The organism is Arthrobacter sp. ISL-69, from assembly GCF_018613775.1.
In the GTDB taxonomy this organism is placed as follows: domain Bacteria; phylum Actinomycetota; class Actinomycetes; order Actinomycetales; family Micrococcaceae; genus Arthrobacter.
Window position 1 is genome coordinate 264,901 of the sequence record NZ_JAGGPO010000018.1, and the last position, 17,997, is coordinate 282,897.

The window sequence follows — 17,997 nt, forward strand, 5'->3', positions numbered from 1 at the left end:
AACACTACTCCTGTACCGACCCGTCCTTCACAGCGCCCGGCGTCCTGCGCACAGCATCCCCGGCCCTCCTGCTAACGTGGCGGCTGTGAGCGCAACCGCAGACGCAACCGCAGAGTCAAACAGGCACGCAGCCGGCCTTGACATCCGTCCTGCTACAGCCGCGGACTGGCCCGGCATGTGGGCAATCCTGGAACCCGTCATCAGGGCCGGCGACACCTTCACCTGGGACCGCGGCACCACGGAGGACGACGCCCGGGCCCGCTGGTTCAAGGACGCTCCCGGCCAGGCATTCGTGGCCGTCCGGGACGGTCAGGTGCTGGGGACGGGCGAACTGCATGCCAACCAGGGCGGGGGAGGCAGCCACGTTGCCAACGCCGGCTACATGGTCCACCCCGAGCACGGCGGCAAGGGGCTGGCCAGGGCGCTCTGCGCCTACTCGCTGGACGCGGCCCGGGCCGCAGGCTTCCGTGCCATGCAGTTCAACGCCGTGGTGGAGAGCAACGTCCGCGCGGTGGCCGCCTGGCAGGCCATGGGGTTCGAGGTCCTGGCCACCATCCCGGAGGCCTTCAACCATCCGACGCTGGGCTATGTGGGGCTGCACCTGATGTACCGGAAGCTGTAGGTACTGCGGGTCCAATCCGCACTACGGCGCCTAATCCCCGCCGCGCCACAGCAGCCCGAGCGCCGGAAACGCCGCTTCGTAGCCTGCGAGCAGTTCGACGGCGAGCTTGTCCGAATCGATGAGCGGGTGGAGTGCGAAGGCCCGGACGGCGTCGTCACGGCGGCCGTGCGCCGCGGCAGACACTGTCAGCCGCTCCACCTCCTTGACCCGCTGCATGAGGGCCAGTTGCGCGTCAGCCGGCCGGTCCTGCGGGAGCGGCACCGCGCCGTCGGAGGTCACCACGCAGGGGACCTCGACGACGGCGTCCGCCGGTAAGCCGGGAACCGCTCCGGCGTTGGGGGTGTTCAGGATGAGCTCGGCACCCCCGCCGGACGCCCGGCCCGATGCGCCGCCGGAAGCGCCGCCGGACACGCCCCCGGACAGGGCCCGCATCACGCCGAGGGCAACGCGTTCGTACCCGCCGCCGGCGAGGTCGTCCTCGTCCCGCTGTTCGCCGCTGGCACGCGCCTCGGCCAGGTAGCCTTCCTCGCGGGACCGGCGGGCAGCGTCCCAGAGGTCATAGGCCCGGGGACCGGCCGCGGCAAGCGCCGGGTACAGCCCGGACTGCTGCTCATGGATCGACTCGCCCCGGGTCTGCGCCATGGCGCGGATGGCACCGACGGCCCGCCCCGTGTCGTAGTAGTAGTACAGGTACTCGTTGGGCAGGCAGCCCAGGGACTGGAGGAAAGGTTGCGGAAAGAGCCGGCCCTCCTCGAAACCGGACAGGGCCGGCGCGTCCGCCAGCAGCCCGGGCAGCAGGTCTTGGCCGGCGGACTCCAGCCGGTACAGCCAGCCCAGGTGGTTGAGCCCGTAGTAGCCAACGCCGTCGAGCTTTCCCTCAGGCAGCGGGGCGCCCGCCGCGCGGGCCGCCCGGTGGACCAGGGCTCCGGCCGAATCGCAGATGCCGATCACCCTAGTGCCCAGCACGGGGACCAGCGCCTCGGTGACCATTCCGGCCGGGTTGGTGAAGTTGACCAGCCAGGCCTCCGGGCAGCGCCGCTTCATCTCACGGGCCAGCTCCAGCATCCCGGGAATGGACCGCAGGGCGTAGGAGATTCCGCCGGCGCCCGTGGTTTCCTGGCCCAGGAGGCCCAGGCCGAGGGCCACCCGTTCGTCGGCGATCCGGCCCGCGGTTCCTCCGGGGCGGATGGCAGCGAACACCATGTCCGTGCCGTCGAGCCCGTCTGCCAGGGACGTGGTTGTCCTGACGGCGGGGCCGGGCCCGGCACCGCCTGAACCGGCCAAGCCGGCGCCGGCAGGGCCAGAACCGATTGACGACAGGACGGCCTTGATCGCGGCGAGCCGCAGAGGGTCGACGTCGAACAGGACAAGCTCGTGCACCAGCCTCGCGAAAGGGCCGGAGGAGAGCGCCCGGTATACGAGCGGGACCCGGAACCCGCCGCCACCGGCAATCATGAGCCGCATAACACGCAGTCTATTCCGGGCAGTGCCGCGCGGTCCCGGTCCCGTCCGGCGCGGCACTTTGCAGGGCAAGTGCGAGGGCGTAGTGTGCCGAACATGGACGCGATACCGGGGCGCCGGTTCGACCCCCTCTCCCACGTCCGCACGCCAACGGACGGAAGCTTCGATCTGCTCCTGACCGGGACGGTTTTCCAGGACATCATCTTCACCGGGCTGCCCCACGCGCCGGAGCCCGGCACGGAGATCTGGAGCGAGGGCATGGGCAGCTGCCCGGGAGGGGTGGCCAACCAGGCCATCGCCGCCGCGCGCCTGGGGCTGCGGACCGGGCTCGCGGCTGCTTTCGGCGACGACGGCTACGGCGACTACAACTGGAAGATCCTGGCTGCACAGGAACATGTTGACCTGTCCCTCTCCAAACGCGTCCCCGGCTGGCACTCGCCCGTGACGGTATCCCTCAGCGTGCAGCACGACCGCTCCATGGTGACGCACGGGCACCCTGCCCCGGTCACCTCGTCGGAGCTGATCGGGGAGCCGCCCGCGGCGCTCGCCGCCGTCGCGGACCTGGACGAGGAACTCGCCCCGTGGGCCGTCGCCGCCCACAGCGCCGGGGTCAAGCTTTTCGGCGACGTCGGCTGGGACGCCACCGGCAAATGGTCCTCCACCCGGTTGGACAACCTGCAGTATTTCCATGCCTTTATGCCCAACCAGCGCGAGGCCATGGCCTTCACCGGCAGGGACACGCCGTGGGCGGCACTGTATGCGCTCGCCGACCGGGTTCCCGTGGCGGTGGTGACCCTGGGACCGCAGGGCGCCATGGCCGTGGACTCCGAAACGGGGGAGGAGGAATGGGTCCCGTCGCTGCCCGTCTCGGCCTATGACCCGACCGGGGCAGGGGATTGCTTCGGAGCGGCGTTCATCGTGGGCAGCCTGGCGCGCTGGCCGCTGGCGGACCGGCTCCGGTTCGCGAACCTGTGCGCGTCCCTGGCGGTCCAGGAAGTGGGCGGTTCCCTTGCCGCGCCGGGCTGGGGCGACATCGCCGACTGGTGGAAGCGGGCCAACGCAAGGCCTGAACGGCAAAGCAGCCAGTGGCTGCGGCGCTTCAGCTTCCTGGAGGAGATCGTGCGCGATGTACCCCCGCAGGCGCTGCGCCGGGCCACTGCCACAATCGCCCACCTTTCCGACGCCTAGGCCAATTAAGCCGCCCGGCCCGCCGCCACTAGAATCACTAGGGTGACTTACCCAGCAGCAGGCGGCGACGTCCGGCCCGTCCCGGACTCCGCGTCCGGCCCCGCCAACGAACGCTCAGCAGTAATCGACCTGGACGCCATCCGGCACAACGTCCGCCACGTGGCGGCGGTGGCGTCGCCGGCCAAGGTCATGGCCGTGGTGAAGGCGGATGCCTACGGGCATGGTGCCGTTCCCGTGGCCCGGGCAGCCCTCGAGGCAGGGGCCCGCTGGCTTGGTGTTGCGCATATTTCCGAGGCGCTGGCCCTGCGGGCTGCGGGCATCGAGGCCCCCCTGCTGGCCTGGCTGCACACCCCGGAGAGCAACTTCAGTGCCGCTGTTGCCTCCGGAATCGACATCGGCTGCTCCGGCTGGGAACTGGAAAAGATCGTCCTGGCGGCCCGGGAGCAGGAACGCCCCGCGCGCGTCCACCTGAAAGTGGACACCGGCCTGGGCCGCAACGGCGCAACGCTGGAGGCGTGGGACAGCCTGGTGGGCGAAGCAATGGAGTACCAGGACGAGGGCCTGCTCCGCGTGGTGGGAATCTTCTCCCACCTTGCCGTGGCGGACGAACCGCACCGCCCGGAGACGGACGAGCAGCTGAAGGCCTTCCGCGAAGTCCTGGCAATCGCCGAGGACGCCGGGGTGGACCCCGAAGTCCGGCACCTGGCCAACACCCCCGCCACGCTGTCCCGCCCGGACACACACTTCGACCTGGTCCGCGTGGGCCTCGGGATCTACGGTCTCTCACCCTTTGAGGGCCAGACCCCGGCCGAGCTGGGACTCCGCCCTGCGATGACCGTCCGCACCAAGGTGTCGCACTGCAAGGACGTCCCGGCCGGCCAGGGTGTCTCCTACGGACTCAATTACCACACCGTCGGCGCCAGCACCCTGGGGCTGATCCCGATGGGCTACGGCGACGGCGTGCCGCGGGTGGCCACGGGCGGCCCTGTCCGTGTGGAGGGCCGCACCTACCCGGTGGTGGGCAGGATCGCCATGGACCAGATGGTGATCGACCTCGGACCCAGGGGTGTGGCATCCGGCGGAGCCAGCGTGCTCGGAGCCGAAGCGGTCCTGTTCGGCGACGGTGCCGACGGCGGGCCGACGGCGGATGACTGGGCCCGCGCGGCCGGCACCATCAACTACGAGATCGTGACCCGGATCAGTCCGCGCGTCCCGCGGTACTACATCAACGAGGCCCAGGCTGAGGGGCAGGGCGGGGCCGGATGAGCGATCCGCAGTGGGAACTGTCCCTGACAGTGCAGAGCGCCGAGGAAACCCATGCCCTCGCAGCGGCCCTCGGTTCCGTCCTCGAGGCGGGCGACCTGGTTATCCTGACGGGCGAGCTCGGTGCCGGCAAGACCACCTTCACCCAGGGTCTCGGCGAAGGCCTGGGCGTGCGGGCCGGCATCATTTCCCCCACGTTTGTCCTGGTCCGCATCCATCCCAGCCTTCCGGACGGGCCGCGCCCCGGCGGACCCGACCTGGTGCACGTCGACGCCTACCGGCTGGAGTCCGCGGCGGAAATCGATGACATCGACCTGGAAAACACCATGGACAGCACCGTAACGGTGGTGGAGTGGGGCCGGGGCCGGGTGGAACACCTCAGTGAAAGCCTGCTCGACGTCGAACTGCACCGGCCGCTGGGCGGCGCCGCCCTACCCGGTACCTCCACCCCGGACGGCGCGGACGGCGTTCTGGACTTCGACACGGACGACGACGACGAGCCCCGCACCATCGTGATCCGCGGCTTCGGCCCGCGCTGGGCTGAGCAGCCCTTGCTGCCGGCCGCCTTGAAAGGGAACTCCTGATGCTCATCCTTGCCATCGACACTTCAGCCGTGGCCAGCGCGGCGCTGGTTTCGGACGATGCGCCCGAAGGAGTGCTGGCGAGTTTCTCCACCGAGGACACCCGCAGCCACGCCGAAGTGCTGGCCCCCGGCATCGACGCCCTTCTGGCCGACGCGGGGATCACGGGCTCGGACATCGACGCGGTCGTGACCGGCGTGGGCCCGGGGCCGTTCACGGGACTGCGGTCCGGGATCGCCACCGCACGGACCCTGGCCTACGTGTGGGGCAAACCCCTGTACGGCCTGATGAGCCTGGATGCCATGGCACTGGAAGTGGCGGAATCCACGTCCGCCGTGCCGGAATTCCTGGTGGCCACCGACGCCCGGCGCAAAGAGGTGTACTGGGCCCGCTACTCCCTCGCTGACGGCCAGCTGCCCCGCCTGGTGGACGGACCGCACGTGGGGTTCGCGGCCGACCTGCCCGACCTCCCGGCTTACGGCGCCGGCGCGGGCATTTACGAGGACGTCCTCCGCGCCGATCCGGATTTCAGTTCCGAACAGCCCGATGCGCTCTACCTGGGGCAGTTCGCCCTGGCCAGGCTCGCCGCGGGGGAGCAGCTGCTGGACTCCACGCCGCTGTACCTCCGCGAGTCCGACGCCCAGGTGCCCGGGCCCCGGAAGCGTGCGCTGTGAGCGGCATTGCCGGTGGCGCAGCCGGCGCGGCGCCGGGCGGGGTGACGCTGCGCAGCATGAACGGGGCGGACATCCCGGCCGTGCACGTGCTCGAACGCAGGCTGTTCCCCGTCGACGCGTGGCCGCTCCAGATGTTCCATGACGAACTGGCGCAGGCCCGGACCCGCCACTACTTCGTGGCCGAGATTGCCGGCGAGATTGTGGGCTACGCCGGGCTGATGTGCATCGAACCGATCGCGGACGTGCAGACCATTGCGGTGGTGCCCGAATGCGAAGGCAAGGGCATCGGCTCGGCCCTGCTGACCGAGCTCATTGCAGAAAGCCGGCGGCGCCGGGCCGCGGACGTGCTGCTGGAAGTCCGGGCGGACAACCCCCGCGCCCAGGGCCTCTACCGGCGGTTCGGCTTCGAACAGATCCACGTCCGGCCGAGGTACTACCGGGACGGCGTGGATGCCCTGATCATGCGGCTCCAACTGCAGGACTCCAGCCTTGTGGCAAGACCGCCCAGCACCGACCACTCGCCGGCAACGGAGGCAGACACCCCATGAACCGAACGCAGCCCCTTGTCCTGGGGATCGAGTCCTCCTGCGATGAAACGGGTGTGGGCATCGTTCGCGGAACCGCCCTGCTCAGCAACACCGTCTCGTCCTCCATGGATGAGCATGTACGGTTTGGCGGCGTCATCCCCGAGATCGCGTCCCGTGCGCATCTGGACGCCTTCGTGCCCACGCTGCAGGAGGCCCTGGCAGACGCCGGGGTAACCCTCGACGACGTCGACGCGATCGCCGTCACCTCCGGGCCGGGGCTGGCAGGGGCACTGATGGTGGGCGTGTGCGCCGCCAAGGCGCTCGCCGTGGCCACGGGCAAGCCCCTGTATGCCATCAACCACCTGGTGGCGCACGTCGGCGTTGGACTGCTGCAGCCGGACGACGGCGGCCCGGGCCCGTTCACCGGTTCGTCGCCGGAGAACGCGTCGCCGGCCAACCCGCTGCCGGAGAACCTGGGCGCCCTGCTGGTCTCCGGCGGGCACACCGAAATCCTCCGGATCAGGAGCATCACCGACGACGTCGAGCTCCTGGGGTCCACGATCGACGACGCTGCCGGGGAAGCCTACGACAAGGTGGCACGCCTCCTGGGGCTCGGCTATCCGGGCGGACCGGCCATCGACAAACTCGCCCGGACCGGCAACGCGAAAGCCATCCGGTTCCCGCGCGGACTGACGCAGCCCAAGTACATGGGCACTGCGGAGGAACCCGGCCCCCACCGCTACGACTGGTCCTTCAGCGGACTGAAGACCGCCGTCGCCCGCTGCGTGGAACAGTTCGAGGCCCGCGGGGAAGAGGTGCCGGTCGCGGACATCGCGGCTGCCTTCCAGGAGGCAGTGGTGGACGTCATCACGTCCAAGGCGGTGCTCGCCTGCAAGGAAAACGGCATCACCGAAGTCCTGTTGGGGGGCGGCGTCGCGGCAAATTCGCGGCTGCGGCAGCTCACCGAACAGCGGTGCAGCGCGGCCGGGATCAGGCTGACCGTCCCGCCGCTCGAGCTCTGCACCGACAACGGTGCCATGGTGGCCGCCCTGGGGGCCCAGCTGGTCATGGCGGGAATCGACCCCAGCGGGATCGGCTTCGCCCCGGATTCGTCCATGCCGGTCACCACGGTTTCGGCGTAGTCCCGGGCAGGGCCGAATGGAGGCGCTGCGCCTCAGGCGGTGGGGCCGTTCCGCATCTGCCCGACGAGGTCGAGCACCACGGCCTGGAGGTTGCCGCCGTGCTCCGCGGCCACCCGGCGCTGCCGCTGGTAGCCGGCTCCACGGCTGATGATCTTTTCGACGTCGGCGAGTTCGTCCGAGCAGCCGAGTTTCGCGGCCACGGGTTCGAGCCGGTTCAGGATTTCTAGCAGGTGCTCGGTGACCAGCTTCTCGTTGCCCTGGGCATCGAGGATGATGATCGCCTCGAGGCCGTACCGGGCCGCGCGCCATTTGTTCTCCTGGACGTGCCAGGGCGGCATGGTGGGAATCGTGCCGCCGTTGTCCAGCGTGGTGGAGAATTCGTCCACCAGGCACTGGGTCAGGGCTGCGATGGCGCCGACCTCCTCCAGGGTGGCCAGGCCGTCGCAAATGCGCATTTCGATGGTGCCGAGGTTGGGGACCGGGCGAATGTCCCAGCGGATCTCGGAGATGGTGTCAATCACTCCGGTGGTGAACATGTCCTCGACGTAGGACTCGTACTCTGCCCAGCTGGAGAACTGGAATGGCAGGCCGGCAGTGGGAAGCTGCTGGAACATCAGGGCACGGTGGGACGCATAGCCGGTGTCCTCGCCGCCCCAGAACGGGCTGGACGCGGACAGCGCCTGGAAGTGCGGGAAGTAGTTCACCAGGCCGTCCAGCACCGGCAGGACCTTGTCACGGCTGTCCAGGCCGACGTGCACGTGGACTCCGTAAATCACCATCTGGCGGCCCCACCACTGCGTGCGGTCGATCAGCTTGGCGTAGCGGGCCTTGTCCGTCACCGGCTGCAGCTGGGGAGGGCTGAAAGGGTGGCTTCCGGCGGAGAAGACTTCGACGCCCATGGGGTCGGTGACTTCCCGGACTGCCGCCAAGGAACTGCTGAGGTCGGCTTTGGCCTGGGCCACCGTTTCGCAGATGCCGGTGACGAGTTCCACGGTGTTCAGCAGGAGTTCCTGCTTGATGTGGGGGTGTTCGTCATCCTCATTAAGCTCGGGATGATTGGCCGCCACACCGCGGAGCACCTCATTGGCTACCGAGGCCAGCTCGCCCGTCTGCGCGTTGACCAGGGCCAGCTCCCATTCCACACCAAGAGTTGATTGCCTGGATGAAGCGAAATCAATCTTCATGTGGTCCCTTCACTGTTCCGCCGTCACCTGCCGAAGCCGCCTGCGGGCGGGCAACGGGTGGTTCAAGTCTAGTGCAGGGGTAGCATCGAGGTGATGGCTTGGACTCAGGGACGCAGTGAAAGTGCTCACAGGAACACAGTGACCAAAACAGCAGCCAAAAAAGCAGCCACTCTGGCGGTGACGGCGGCAGTGCTTGCATCCGTCTCCTGCACCGGTGTGCCCGCTCCGTCCGGTTCCGGAACGTCGCCGGAAACTGCGTCGGCAGCGCCGTCGGGGAGCGCCACCCGCTCCGGCCCCGCTGTTTCGGGCCGCCCGGCAACCCCGAAACCTTCCACGCCGGCCCCGGGGGAGCGGCAACTGGGCTGGGGCCCGCAGCAGAAGGACGAAGACGCGGCGCGCGCAGCCGTCGCGAAAATGAGCGTTGAACAAAAGGCCGGACAGGTGCTGATGCCGTTCTTCGCCGGCACCGACTTCGCAGCCCACGCCGCCACCATGGAACGGCTGCACCTCGGCGGATCAATCGTCATGGGCGATAACGTGCCGCGCGCCGCCGACGGCACCGTGGACACCGCCGCCATGGCGGCTGGACTGGCCCGCCTGCAGAAAGCGGCCAGGGCGGACGGGCGCACCTGGCCGGCCATCTTGGGTGTGGACCAGGAGGGCGGCGTGGTGGCCAGGCTCCGCGCTCCCTTGACGGAATGGCCGGCTCCCATGAGCTACGGCGCCGGAGCCAACCTCGCGCTGGCAACCGACGCCGGCAAGGCGTTGGCTTCCGAGCTGGCCGGGCTGGGATTCAACGCGGACTTCGCGCCTGCCACTGATGTCACCGCCGGGCCGCAGGATCCTACCATCGGCGCCAGGTCAATGTCCGGGAACGCGGACGCGGCGGCCAGCCTGGGCGTTGGCTTTGCCCAGGGGATGCTCTCGGCCGGGCTTCTGCCCTCGGCCAAGCACTTTCCCGGGCACGGTTCCGTAGCCGTCGATTCGCATGAGAGCCTGCCCGTGCAGAAGGCCACGGTGGAGCAACTCCGGGCGAAGGACTGGAAACCGTTCCAGGCCGCGATCGATGCCGGCCTGCCGATGATCATGACTGGCCACATTTCCGTCCCGGCTTTGGAGCCGGGAATTCCGGCGTCGCTGTCCAAATCGAGCTACGCGGCCCTGCGCGGCATGGGCTTCAAAGGCGTTGCCGTAACGGACGCGCTCAACATGGGCGCGGTGCAAAAGCAGTTCCCCGATGAATCAGCCGCACCGCGGGCGCTGGCCGCGGGTGCGGACCTGCTGCTGATGCCCGGGGACGTGGCAGCGGCGCACGCGGCAGTGGTCAGTGCCGTCAAATCCGGCACGCTGCCTCTGCCGCGCCTGGAGGAGGCGGCCCAGCGGGTGGTGACGATGATGATGTGGCGCGCCCGGACCCCTGCACCGGAGGGCGCCGCGCCGGGCAGCGGTTCCGCCCTCTCCCAGCGGGTTTCCGCAGCGGCAGTCACCGTCCTTGCCGGACCGTGCCGGGGTGCGATGGTGCCCGGCAGCGTCCGGCTGGTCGGAGGCAGTGAACAGGACCGGGCACGTTTTGTCCAGGCCGCGCGTGCGGCCGGTATCACCGTCGGCGCAGGCCCGCTTGTGACCCTCATCGGCTACGAAGAGCCGCCGGCCCAAGGCGATGTTGTGGTGGCCCTCGATGCGCCGTGGTCATTGGCGGGCTCGGCAGCGCCGGCCAAGGTGGCACTGTACGGCCGCAGCCAGGAAGCCTTCAACGCCCTGGCTGCCGTGCTGGCGGGAAAGGCGACCGCCCCCGGAAAGCTGCCTGTCGCCGTCGGCCCCTTCGCCCCCGGCAGCGGTTGCTGAGCAACGCTGCCCGGCTGCGCAACAGGCCCGGCTGCGTACTAATCCCGGCCGCGTAATAGTGCCGTCCCGTCCGTCTTAGTTCGCGACCTGCCCCGTCCTTAAGGGGGATCTGCGGCAGCCGGGCGTTTAATGGACCACGTGCCAATTCTGAATAAAGACATGACCCTGTGCATCTCCCTCTCGGCCCGGCCGAGCAACAACGGAACCCGTTTCCACAACCATCTGTATGAGCAGCTGGGCCTGAACTGGATCTACAAGGCCTTCGCGCCCACGGACCTGGCGCAGGCCATCGCCGGCGTCAGGGGCCTGGGCATCCGGGGCTGCGCTGTGTCCATGCCGTACAAGGAAGACGTCATTGCGCTGGTTGACGTCATGGACCCCTCGGCCAAAGCGATCGACTCGGTGAACACGATCGTGAACGACGGCGGCCGCCTCACGGCGTACAACACCGACTACACGGCGATCGAGCAGCTGCTGCAGCGCAACGCCGTGCCCGCCCACCACTCGGTGCTGCTCAAGGGTTCCGGCGGCATGGCCAAAGCCACCGCCGCCGCCCTCCGCGACGCAGGATTCCGGGACGTCACCATCATCGCCCGCAACGAATCATCCGGTAAGCCGCTCGCGGATCTCTACGGGTTCAAGTGGAGCCCCGAGCTTCCCGCGGCGGAGGCGGGCGGCACGGCGGACATGATAATCAACGTGACGCCGGTGGGGATGGCGGGCGGTCCGGATGTCGATTCGCAGTCCTTCCCGCCGGAGGCGGTGGACGCCGCGCAGGTGGTTTTCGACGTCGTTGCGCTGCCCGCCGAGACGCCCCTCATCAGGGCAGCCCGTGCTGCCGGCAAGACGGTCATCACCGGCGCAGAAGTAGCCACCATCCAGGCCCTGGAGCAGTTTGTGCTGTACACCGGCGTCCGGCCCACCGACGAGCAAGTCCGGGCGGCAGAAGACTTCATGCGGGCGCAGTAACAGAGAAGGCCCGGTACCGGAGAGGGCCCGGCAACAGGCAGCGGGCTAGGCGCCGGGCTGTACCGGCTCCACCGAGATGGCCACCCGGTCCTCGCCGATCCTGGTGAGGACCAGTGTGGCTGACTTTTTGCCTTTGGACCCCTTGCCGCTGTTTTTGCCCCCGGCGAGAAGCTGCTTGCGGAGTTCTTCCGGGGTGACCGACGTGCCCCGCTTCTTGATGTCCAGCACGCCGATGTTGTGCTGCTTCACCCAGGCCTTGAGGGCCTTGACGTTGAAGGGCATGACCTCCAGGACCCGGTAGGCCCTGGCAAACGGCGTATCCACGAGCTCGGGCGCGCAGATGTACGCGATGTGTTCGTCCAGGAGGTGGCCGCCGAGCCGGGCCGCCACGTCCGCCACGAGGCCGGCCCGGATGACGGCGCCGTCAGGTTCGTAGAGGTAGCCCTCCACCGGGCCCACGGGGGCGACGGGGCCGGCGTCGAACTCTTCTGCGCTGGTGATTTCTGCGGCGCCTTGCGGCCCGAGGAGAAGCGCAGCCCGCCGGATGCCCGGCCGGCTGACCGCGTTGAACCACAATGTCACCTCGGTGACGTCGCCGCCCACGGAAACCCACTGCGCCTCGCAGCCTGCCGGGACGGAATCATGCGGAATGCCCGGTCCCATCTTCACGCCCACTGCCCGTCCCGACCCTGCAAGGGATTCCACGAAGGACAGCGGCGGGGAGAATTCCTCCGGATCCCAGATTCGCCGCGTCCCGGAGCTGGAGGTGGTGCGGCGGGCCGGATCCAGCCAGACGCCGTCCACGCCGTCGAGGGGAACGGAGGTGGCGTCGGAGTGAACCACGCTGGCGTGCGGGAAGGGAATCAGGTTCATGGTGGCGCAGGCGGCAGTGGTCTCGTCCATTTCCACGGCGGTGACCCTGATGTCCATCGAGGCCAGTGCCATGGAATCGGCACCGAGCCCGCAGCCGAGATCGGCCACATGTTCAATTCCGGCGGTCGCGAACCGTTCCGCGTGCCTGGCCGCGACGTTGAGTCGCGTGGCCTGCTCCAGCCCCGCCTGCGTGAAAATCATCTGGCGGGCAAATTCGCCGAACTTGGCTTCAGCCTTGGTCCGCAGCCGGGACTGGGTGAGGACCGCCGAAACCAGGGCGGGGGAGTGGCCGGCCTTCCGGAGTGATTCATTGAGCCGGAACGCATCGTCCTCCCGGTACGGCCCCAGCGAGGCCAGCAGCTCCCAGCCTTCGCTGGTCAGGAGCGGGGCGATCAGGTCCTGCGGTGCGTCAGCCATGTCATCAAGCCTAATCGAGGCGGCGGACACGCACGGTGCGGATAGTGTGGGCAGCATGGAAGACAGTGCAGGGCCGCAGCCGGAGAGTAATGACCACCAACACCAAACGGGCCTTGCGAAGTACGCCAGGCCGGCGCTGATCGCCGGTTCCGCCATCGCCGTAGTCTGCCTGGCGCTCCTGGTGATCATTTTCGTCCTGGATTCCTTCAACGCGACCGTGTACTCGGTGGGCGGCAAGAACATCCAGGACGCCACCGACGAGGCGCGGCAAATCCGCGAGTCGTACACTGCCGTCCGCGCGGGCGGACTGGTGTTCCTGATTGCCTCGGTGGTCACGGCGCTCGCCGCCGCCGTCGTGCTTTACCGGAACCGCAACATTACGGGAGACGACGACACGGACGACGGCGACGACGTCGACTTTGAGGACCTGGCAGGGCGCTAACCGTTCACCGGGGACGAAATTCTGGCACTCGCCTTGACCGAGTGCTAACCACTTACATAGAGTCATCATTAGCACTCTCCCTAGGAGGGTGCTAACACATGGAGAACTGCCAGCCACGCTGCTGCCGGCACCGCGACGACGGTTTGCACGCCGAGGCGCAACAGTTTTCCAGTCCATGAATTTACTGACGTAGAAGGAGAGGTCCGAGTGTCGGTCTCTATTAAGCCTCTTGAGGATCGTATTGTTGTCCGCCCGCTCGAAGCCGAGCAGACCACGGCTTCCGGCCTGGTTATCCCGGACTCCGCGCAGGAGAAGCCGCAGGAAGGCGAAGTTGTCGCAGTAGGCCCCGGCCGCTTCGAAGACGGCAACCGTGTTCCGGTCGACGTAGCCGTCGGCGACGTTGTTATCTACTCGAAGTACGGCGGAACCGAAGTCAAGACCGGCGGCACCGAGTACCTCGTGCTGTCCGCCCGCGACGTTCTGGCGATCGTCGTAAAGTAACTCTTGGACCCCCGCGCCGCCGATCGTCTGATGCATGTCTGACAGATCAGCTGCGCGGGGTTTCTGTCTTGAAAGGACAAAACCATGGCAAAGCAGCTTGCGTTTAACGACGCTGCCCGCCGGTCGCTTGAAGCCGGCATCGACAAGCTCGCCAACACGGTCAAGGTGACGCTCGGCCCGCGCGGCCGCAACGTCGTGCTGGACAAGAAGTGGGGCGCTCCCACCATCACGAACGACGGCGTGACCATCGCCCGTGAAGTCGAACTGGATGACCCGTTCGAAAACCTTGGCGCACAGCTGGCCAAGGAAGTCGCCACCAAGACCAACGATGTTGCCGGTGACGGCACCACCACGGCCACCGTCCTGGCACAGGCACTGGTCAAGGAAGGCCTGCGCAACGTTGCGGCTGGCGCCGCTCCGGGCCAGATCAAGCGCGGCATCGAGGTTTCAGTGGAAGCCGTTGCTGCCCGCCTGCTCGAGAACGCCCGCCCGGTCGAAGGCACCCAGGTCGCCAACGTCGCCGCCATTTCGGCACAGAGCGACGAGATCGGCGAGCTCCTGGCCGAGGCTTTCGGCAAGGTCGGCAAGGATGGTGTGATCACCATCGAGGAGTCCTCCACCACGCAGACCGAACTGGTCCTCACCGAGGGCATGCAGTTCGACAAGGGCTACCTGTCCCCGTACTTCGTCACCGACGCGGAACGCCAGGAAGCTGTCCTTGAAGACGCCCTCATCCTGATCAACCAGGGCAAGATCTCCTCGGTGCAGGACTTCCTGCCGCTGCTGGAGAAGGCGCTGCAGAGCTCCAAGCCGCTGTTCATCATTGCCGAAGACGTCGACGGCGAGGCACTGTCCACGCTGATCGTCAACCGCATCCGCGGCACCCTGAACGTCGTTGCCGTCAAGGCTCCGGGCTTCGGTGACCGCCGCAAGGCAATGCTGCAGGACATCGCCACCCTCACCGGTGCACAGGTTGTCTCCCCGGAACTGGGCCTCAGCCTGGACTCCGTTGGCCTTGAGGTGCTGGGTACGGCCCGCCGCATCACGGTCACCAAGGACAACACCACCATCGTTGATGGTGCCGGATCGGCAGAGGACGTTGCGGCACGGGTTGCCCAGCTGCGCGCCGAGCTGACCCGCACCGACTCCGACTGGGACAAGGAAAAGCTGCAGGAGCGCCTGGCCAAGCTGGCCGGCGGCATCGGTGTGATCAAGGTCGGCGCAGCCACCGAGGTTGAGCTGAAGGAAAAGAAGCACCGCATCGAGGACGCCGTGTCCTCCACCCGCGCTGCCCTCGAAGAAGGCATCGTTGCCGGTGGCGGTTCCGCCCTCATCCACGCCCTGAAGGCACTGGACGAGGACCCTGCCGTCACGGCGCTCGAAGGTGATGCAGCAGCAGCTGTGGGCATCGTGCGCCGCGCACTGGTCCAGCCTGTGCGCTGGATCGCCCAGAACGCCGGCTTTGACGGCTATGTCGTCGCTGCCAAGGTCGCGGAATCCGCCATCCACCACGGCTTCAACGCCAAGACCGGCGAATACGAAGACCTCATCGCTGCCGGAGTCATCGACCCCGTCAAGGTGACGCGCGCAGCCCTCCGCAACGCCGCCTCCATCGCAGCGCTGGTTCTCACCACCGAGACCCTCGTTGTCGAAAAGCCGGCCGACGAGGACGAGCACGCAGGCCACCAGCACTAGCTTGTAGCCGCCGTCTTCCTCACCTGTGCGAACAAAGAACCGGTCCAGCGTTGCTGGGCCGGTTCTTTGCGTCCCGGGTGCGCGGGACGTCGCCTACCTTTTGACCGCGTAGCGCACGTGCGTGGCGAACGTCGAGCCCGGACACGAAGGTAAAACCGGACGCAGCCGCCGGCTGGTCCCGCAGGCGGTGTGTGAGCACGAACAGCGTCCGCCGTCGTAGGTCCATGGACCACCCATCACCCAGTAGTGCAGGCGCTCTCCGCGCCCTTGCCCAGGCCGTAGTCGGGCCCGTCCTCGGGGCCGGTGATGTAGCCGTCAACCGACGTGGTGATGGCTGCGATGACCTTGCCCATTACGTGGCCCCCATTTCCTGCGTTTCCACGTCGCCCGCACGCTCGTAGACCAGCGAAACCGCTCCCTTCGGGAAGGTGCGCGCCGGCTCGGTGAGGCGGAAGGAAGCGGGGATCGTGCCGGCGTCGAACAGGCGTTTGCCCTGGCCCAGGGTGACCGGATAGAGCCAGAAGTGGAGGCGGTCGATCACATCCGCCGCCAGCAGTGAGCGAATGAGGACGCCGCTGCCGAACATGTGCACCTGGCCGTACTCCTCGCGAAGCCGTCCTGCGGAGGCGGCATCCGGCAGCACCGTAGTGCCGGCCCAGCCGGGATCAGTCAGGCTGCTGGAGACCACGAACTTCGGCACCCGGTTGAGCGTGCCGCCGATGTCGTCGGACTGGTGGGGCCAATATGCAGCGAAGATATCGTAGGTCTTCCGGCCGAGCAGCAGGGCATCGATGTTGCTGATCTCGGACTCGATGGCCGCCTCAGCCTCGTTGTCGGATACCGGCGCCTGCCAGCCCCCGAAAGCGAAGCCACCCTCAGTGTCCTCTTCGCGGCCGCCGGGCCCCTGGTAGACGCCGTCGAGGGTGATGAACAGGTTCGCGACGATGATTCCCATGCGTTCATTCTCGAACTGTGGTCCGGAACTGTCCAGCGCCGCCGGCCGGATCCGTGTTCGGCGCCGGCAGGCGTGGCAGACTGGTCCCATGCTGCTCGAGGAGCTCGTGAGGACCACGGATGCCGTCGCGTCCACCCGCTCACGGCTCGCGAAGGTCGATGCATTGGCAGGCCTGCTGCGCCGGCTCGAGCCCGCAGACATCGCAGCGGCCGTCGGCCTGCTCATCGCCAGGCCGCGGCAGGGCCGGGTGGGGGTCGGCTGGCGCGGTATGGCAGCAGCCATGGGTGAGCCGGCCGGCGAGCCGAGCCTTACGGTCGCGGATCTCGACGCTGCTTTGGATCGGCTGCTCGGCACGGCAGGCGCCGGATCGGCCGCCGAGCGCGCCGCGGCTCTTAAATTGCTCACTGCCGCCGCCACCGAGCGCGAACAGGCATTCATCGCCGGCGTGCTGCTCGGCGAACTGCGAACCGGTGCGCTGGAGGGGGTGCTGACGGATGCCATCGCCCGCGCCGCCGATCGGCCCATCGACGCCGTGCGCCGCGCCGCGATGCTCTCCGGCGACCTCGGCGGAACCGCCCTGCTGGCCATCACGGGCACGGCCGCAGAGCTTGACGCCGTGGGCCTCGTCGTGGGCCGTCCCGTGCAGCCCATGCTCGCGTCAACCGCGGCAAGTACCAGCGCGGCGCTGGAGATCACGGGGAAGGCGTCCGTGGAATACAAGCTCGACGGCGCGCGCATCCAGGTGCACCGCGCCGGCGACGAAGTACGCATCTTTACACGCACACTTGCGGAGGTGACCCACCGGCTGCCCGAGGTGGTGGCAGTAGTGCGCAGCCTTCCGGTGCACGATGTGATCCTCGACGGCGAGACCCTCGCCCTCGATGAGGACGGCGGCCCGCGGCCCTTCCAGGAAACCATGTCCCGGTTCGGGGCGGACGCGGCACGCACCACCGTGCTGCATCCATGGTTCTTCGACGTACTGCACCTTGACGGCCGGAACCTCCTCGACGAGCCGCTGTCCACGCGCATCGGCGTGCTGGAACGTATCGCCCCGGGGCACCGGATCCCCGGGGAGATCACGGTGGATCCGGACGTGGCTGAACGAGTGTCGCGGGATGCGCTCGACGCGGGGCACGAGGGAGTGGTGGTCAAGGCGGTCGGATCGGCCTACGGCGCCGGCCGGCGCGGTTCCAACTGGGTCAAGGTGAAACCCGTGCTCACCTATGACCTGGTGGTGCTTGCCTGCGAGTGGGGGTCAGGACGGCGCACGGGGCTGCTGTCGAACCTGCACCTCGGAGCCCTCGACCCGGCCGGTGAGTTCGGCGAACCCGGCGGCTACGTGATGGTGGGCAAGACCTTCAAGGGCCTCACCGACGCGCTGCTGCGGTGGCAGACCGGGAGGTTCCAGGAACTTGAGGTGCGGCGCACTGCGGGGACCGTCTGGCTGGAGCCCATCACCGTCGTCGAAATAGCAATTGACGGCGTGCAGAACTCCCCGCGCTATCCGGGCGGCATTGCCCTTCGGTTCGCACGCGTCAAGCGCTACCGTGACGACAAGACGGCGGCAGAGGCAGACACCATCCAGACACTGCGCACGCTGCTGCGTTCGTAGCACCGGCGGTCCGCTTGTGCCGGTTCTCCGGCGGGCGTACCGTGAC

At 68.2% G+C, this 17,997-nt stretch carries 17 protein-coding genes; 13 read left to right on the plus strand and 4 right to left on the minus strand.

Annotated elements, in window-relative coordinates:
* Nucleotides 1-85 precede the first annotated feature (85 nt).
* On the plus strand, nt 86-622 hold the full coding sequence (locus J7I79_RS13500; RefSeq protein WP_214953872.1) for a GNAT family N-acetyltransferase: 537 nt from the start codon (nt 86-88) through the stop codon (nt 620-622).
* 30 nt (nt 623-652) lie between these two features.
* Here the strand turns inward: J7I79_RS13500 and J7I79_RS13505 are convergent, their stop codons facing one another.
* Nucleotides 653-2,086, minus strand: a complete 1,434-nt coding sequence (locus J7I79_RS13505; protein WP_214953874.1) for a 6-phospho-beta-glucosidase — start codon at nt 2,084-2,086, stop codon at nt 653-655.
* Nucleotides 2,087-2,179: 93 nt separating this feature from the next.
* Here J7I79_RS13505 and J7I79_RS13510 point away from each other — a divergent pair, with 93 nt between their 5' ends.
* The 6 genes from J7I79_RS13510 to tsaD are packed head-to-tail and all read left to right on the plus strand — an operon-like array spanning nt 2,180 to nt 7,458.
* Nucleotides 2,180-3,271 carry a PfkB family carbohydrate kinase gene (locus J7I79_RS13510; RefSeq protein WP_214953876.1) on the plus strand — a complete coding sequence of 364 codons (1,092 nt, stop codon included), beginning with the start codon at nt 2,180-2,182 and terminating at the stop codon, nt 3,269-3,271.
* Nucleotides 3,272-3,313: 42 nt separating this feature from the next.
* Complete coding sequence (alr, locus tag J7I79_RS13515; RefSeq protein WP_214953878.1) at nt 3,314-4,537, plus strand: alanine racemase; 1,224 nt, start codon at nt 3,314-3,316, stop codon at nt 4,535-4,537.
* The gene (gene tsaE, locus J7I79_RS13520) at nt 4,534-5,118 is read left to right on the plus strand and encodes a tRNA (adenosine(37)-N6)-threonylcarbamoyltransferase complex ATPase subunit type 1 TsaE (RefSeq protein ID WP_214953880.1); all 585 of its coding nucleotides are present in this window, start codon (nt 4,534-4,536) and stop codon (nt 5,116-5,118) included. The genes alr and tsaE overlap by 4 nt, the downstream gene beginning before the upstream one ends.
* The gene (tsaB, locus tag J7I79_RS13525) at nt 5,118-5,789 is read left to right on the plus strand and encodes a tRNA (adenosine(37)-N6)-threonylcarbamoyltransferase complex dimerization subunit type 1 TsaB (protein ID WP_214953882.1); all 672 of its coding nucleotides are present in this window, start codon (nt 5,118-5,120) and stop codon (nt 5,787-5,789) included. Before tsaE ends, tsaB begins: the two co-directional genes overlap by 1 nt.
* Nucleotides 5,790-5,845: 56 nt before the next feature.
* A complete protein-coding gene (gene rimI, locus J7I79_RS13530; protein ID WP_214954307.1) occupies nt 5,846-6,337 on the plus strand; it encodes a ribosomal protein S18-alanine N-acetyltransferase in 492 nt (163 codons plus the stop codon).
* Complete coding sequence (gene tsaD, locus J7I79_RS13535) at nt 6,334-7,458, plus strand: tRNA (adenosine(37)-N6)-threonylcarbamoyltransferase complex transferase subunit TsaD (protein ID WP_214953884.1); 1,125 nt, start codon at nt 6,334-6,336, stop codon at nt 7,456-7,458. The genes rimI and tsaD overlap by 4 nt, the downstream gene beginning before the upstream one ends.
* A gap of 32 nt (nt 7,459-7,490) precedes the next feature.
* Here the strand turns inward: tsaD and J7I79_RS13540 are convergent, their stop codons facing one another.
* Nucleotides 7,491-8,642 (minus strand): glutamate--cysteine ligase, encoded by a 1,152-nt coding sequence (locus J7I79_RS13540; RefSeq protein ID WP_214953886.1) that lies wholly within the window; start codon nt 8,640-8,642, stop codon nt 7,491-7,493.
* 138 nt (nt 8,643-8,780) lie between these two features.
* Between J7I79_RS13540 and J7I79_RS13545 the strand changes: the two genes are divergently transcribed.
* Both J7I79_RS13545 and J7I79_RS13550 read left to right on the plus strand, forming a co-directional pair.
* Nucleotides 8,781-10,487 carry a glycoside hydrolase family 3 N-terminal domain-containing protein gene (locus J7I79_RS13545; RefSeq protein ID WP_311380578.1) on the plus strand — a complete coding sequence of 569 codons (1,707 nt, stop codon included), beginning with the start codon at nt 8,781-8,783 and terminating at the stop codon, nt 10,485-10,487.
* A 138-nt stretch (nt 10,488-10,625) separates the two neighbouring features.
* Entirely contained in the window at nt 10,626-11,456 is an 831-nt protein-coding gene (locus J7I79_RS13550) for a shikimate 5-dehydrogenase (protein ID WP_311380579.1), read from the plus strand.
* Nucleotides 11,457-11,501: 45 nt separating this feature from the next.
* On the opposite strand, the gene J7I79_RS13555 is transcribed toward J7I79_RS13550, so the two are convergent.
* Entirely contained in the window at nt 11,502-12,746 is a 1,245-nt protein-coding gene (locus J7I79_RS13555) for a class I SAM-dependent methyltransferase (protein WP_214953890.1), read from the minus strand.
* Nucleotides 12,747-12,801: 55 nt separating this feature from the next.
* Here J7I79_RS13555 and J7I79_RS13560 point away from each other — a divergent pair, with 55 nt between their 5' ends.
* The 3 genes from J7I79_RS13560 to groL all read left to right on the plus strand — a co-directional run bounded on the left by J7I79_RS13560 (nt 12,802) and on the right by groL (nt 15,384).
* The gene (locus J7I79_RS13560) at nt 12,802-13,188 is read left to right on the plus strand and encodes a hypothetical protein (protein WP_214954311.1); all 387 of its coding nucleotides are present in this window, start codon (nt 12,802-12,804) and stop codon (nt 13,186-13,188) included.
* A gap of 207 nt (nt 13,189-13,395) precedes the next feature.
* On the plus strand, nt 13,396-13,689 hold the full coding sequence (gene groES / locus J7I79_RS13565) for a co-chaperone GroES (RefSeq protein WP_003805290.1): 294 nt from the start codon (nt 13,396-13,398) through the stop codon (nt 13,687-13,689).
* Nucleotides 13,690-13,773: 84 nt separating this feature from the next.
* Entirely contained in the window at nt 13,774-15,384 is a 1,611-nt protein-coding gene (gene groL, locus J7I79_RS13570) for a chaperonin GroEL (RefSeq protein WP_104172096.1), read from the plus strand.
* A 352-nt stretch (nt 15,385-15,736) separates the two neighbouring features.
* Here groL and J7I79_RS13575 read toward each other — a convergent pair whose 3' ends face one another.
* On the minus strand, nt 15,737-16,339 hold the full coding sequence (locus J7I79_RS13575; protein ID WP_214953891.1) for a dihydrofolate reductase family protein: 603 nt from the start codon (nt 16,337-16,339) through the stop codon (nt 15,737-15,739).
* Nucleotides 16,340-16,427: 88 nt separating this feature from the next.
* On the opposite strand from J7I79_RS13575, the gene J7I79_RS13580 reads away from it, so the two are divergent.
* On the plus strand, nt 16,428-17,951 hold the full coding sequence (locus J7I79_RS13580; protein ID WP_214953893.1) for an ATP-dependent DNA ligase: 1,524 nt from the start codon (nt 16,428-16,430) through the stop codon (nt 17,949-17,951).
* Nucleotides 17,952-17,997: the final 46 nt, after the last annotated feature.

Excerpts from the sequence above, each read along its gene's own strand:
- J7I79_RS13540 (WP_214953886.1), bottom strand. The coding sequence starts at position 8,642 with ATGAAGATTGATTTCGCTTCATCCAGGCAATCAACTCTTGGTGTGGAA.
- tsaB (WP_214953882.1), top strand. The coding sequence starts at position 5,118 with ATGCTCATCCTTGCCATCGACACTTCAGCCGTGGCCAGCGCGGCGCTG.
- J7I79_RS13505 (WP_214953874.1), bottom strand. The coding sequence starts at position 2,086 with ATGCGGCTCATGATTGCCGGTGGCGGCGGGTTCCGGGTCCCGCTCGTA.
- tsaE (WP_214953880.1), top strand. The coding sequence starts at position 4,534 with ATGAGCGATCCGCAGTGGGAACTGTCCCTGACAGTGCAGAGCGCCGAG.
- J7I79_RS13555 (WP_214953890.1), bottom strand. The coding sequence starts at position 12,746 with ATGGCTGACGCACCGCAGGACCTGATCGCCCCGCTCCTGACCAGCGAA.
- tsaD (WP_214953884.1), top strand. The coding sequence starts at position 6,334 with ATGAACCGAACGCAGCCCCTTGTCCTGGGGATCGAGTCCTCCTGCGAT.
- J7I79_RS13560 (WP_214954311.1), top strand. The coding sequence starts at position 12,802 with ATGGAAGACAGTGCAGGGCCGCAGCCGGAGAGTAATGACCACCAACAC.
- J7I79_RS13580 (WP_214953893.1), top strand. The coding sequence starts at position 16,428 with ATGCTGCTCGAGGAGCTCGTGAGGACCACGGATGCCGTCGCGTCCACC.
- groL (WP_104172096.1), top strand. The coding sequence starts at position 13,774 with ATGGCAAAGCAGCTTGCGTTTAACGACGCTGCCCGCCGGTCGCTTGAA.
- rimI (WP_214954307.1), top strand. The coding sequence starts at position 5,846 with ATGAACGGGGCGGACATCCCGGCCGTGCACGTGCTCGAACGCAGGCTG.
- J7I79_RS13575 (WP_214953891.1), bottom strand. The coding sequence starts at position 16,339 with ATGGGAATCATCGTCGCGAACCTGTTCATCACCCTCGACGGCGTCTAC.
- J7I79_RS13510 (WP_214953876.1), top strand. The coding sequence starts at position 2,180 with ATGGACGCGATACCGGGGCGCCGGTTCGACCCCCTCTCCCACGTCCGC.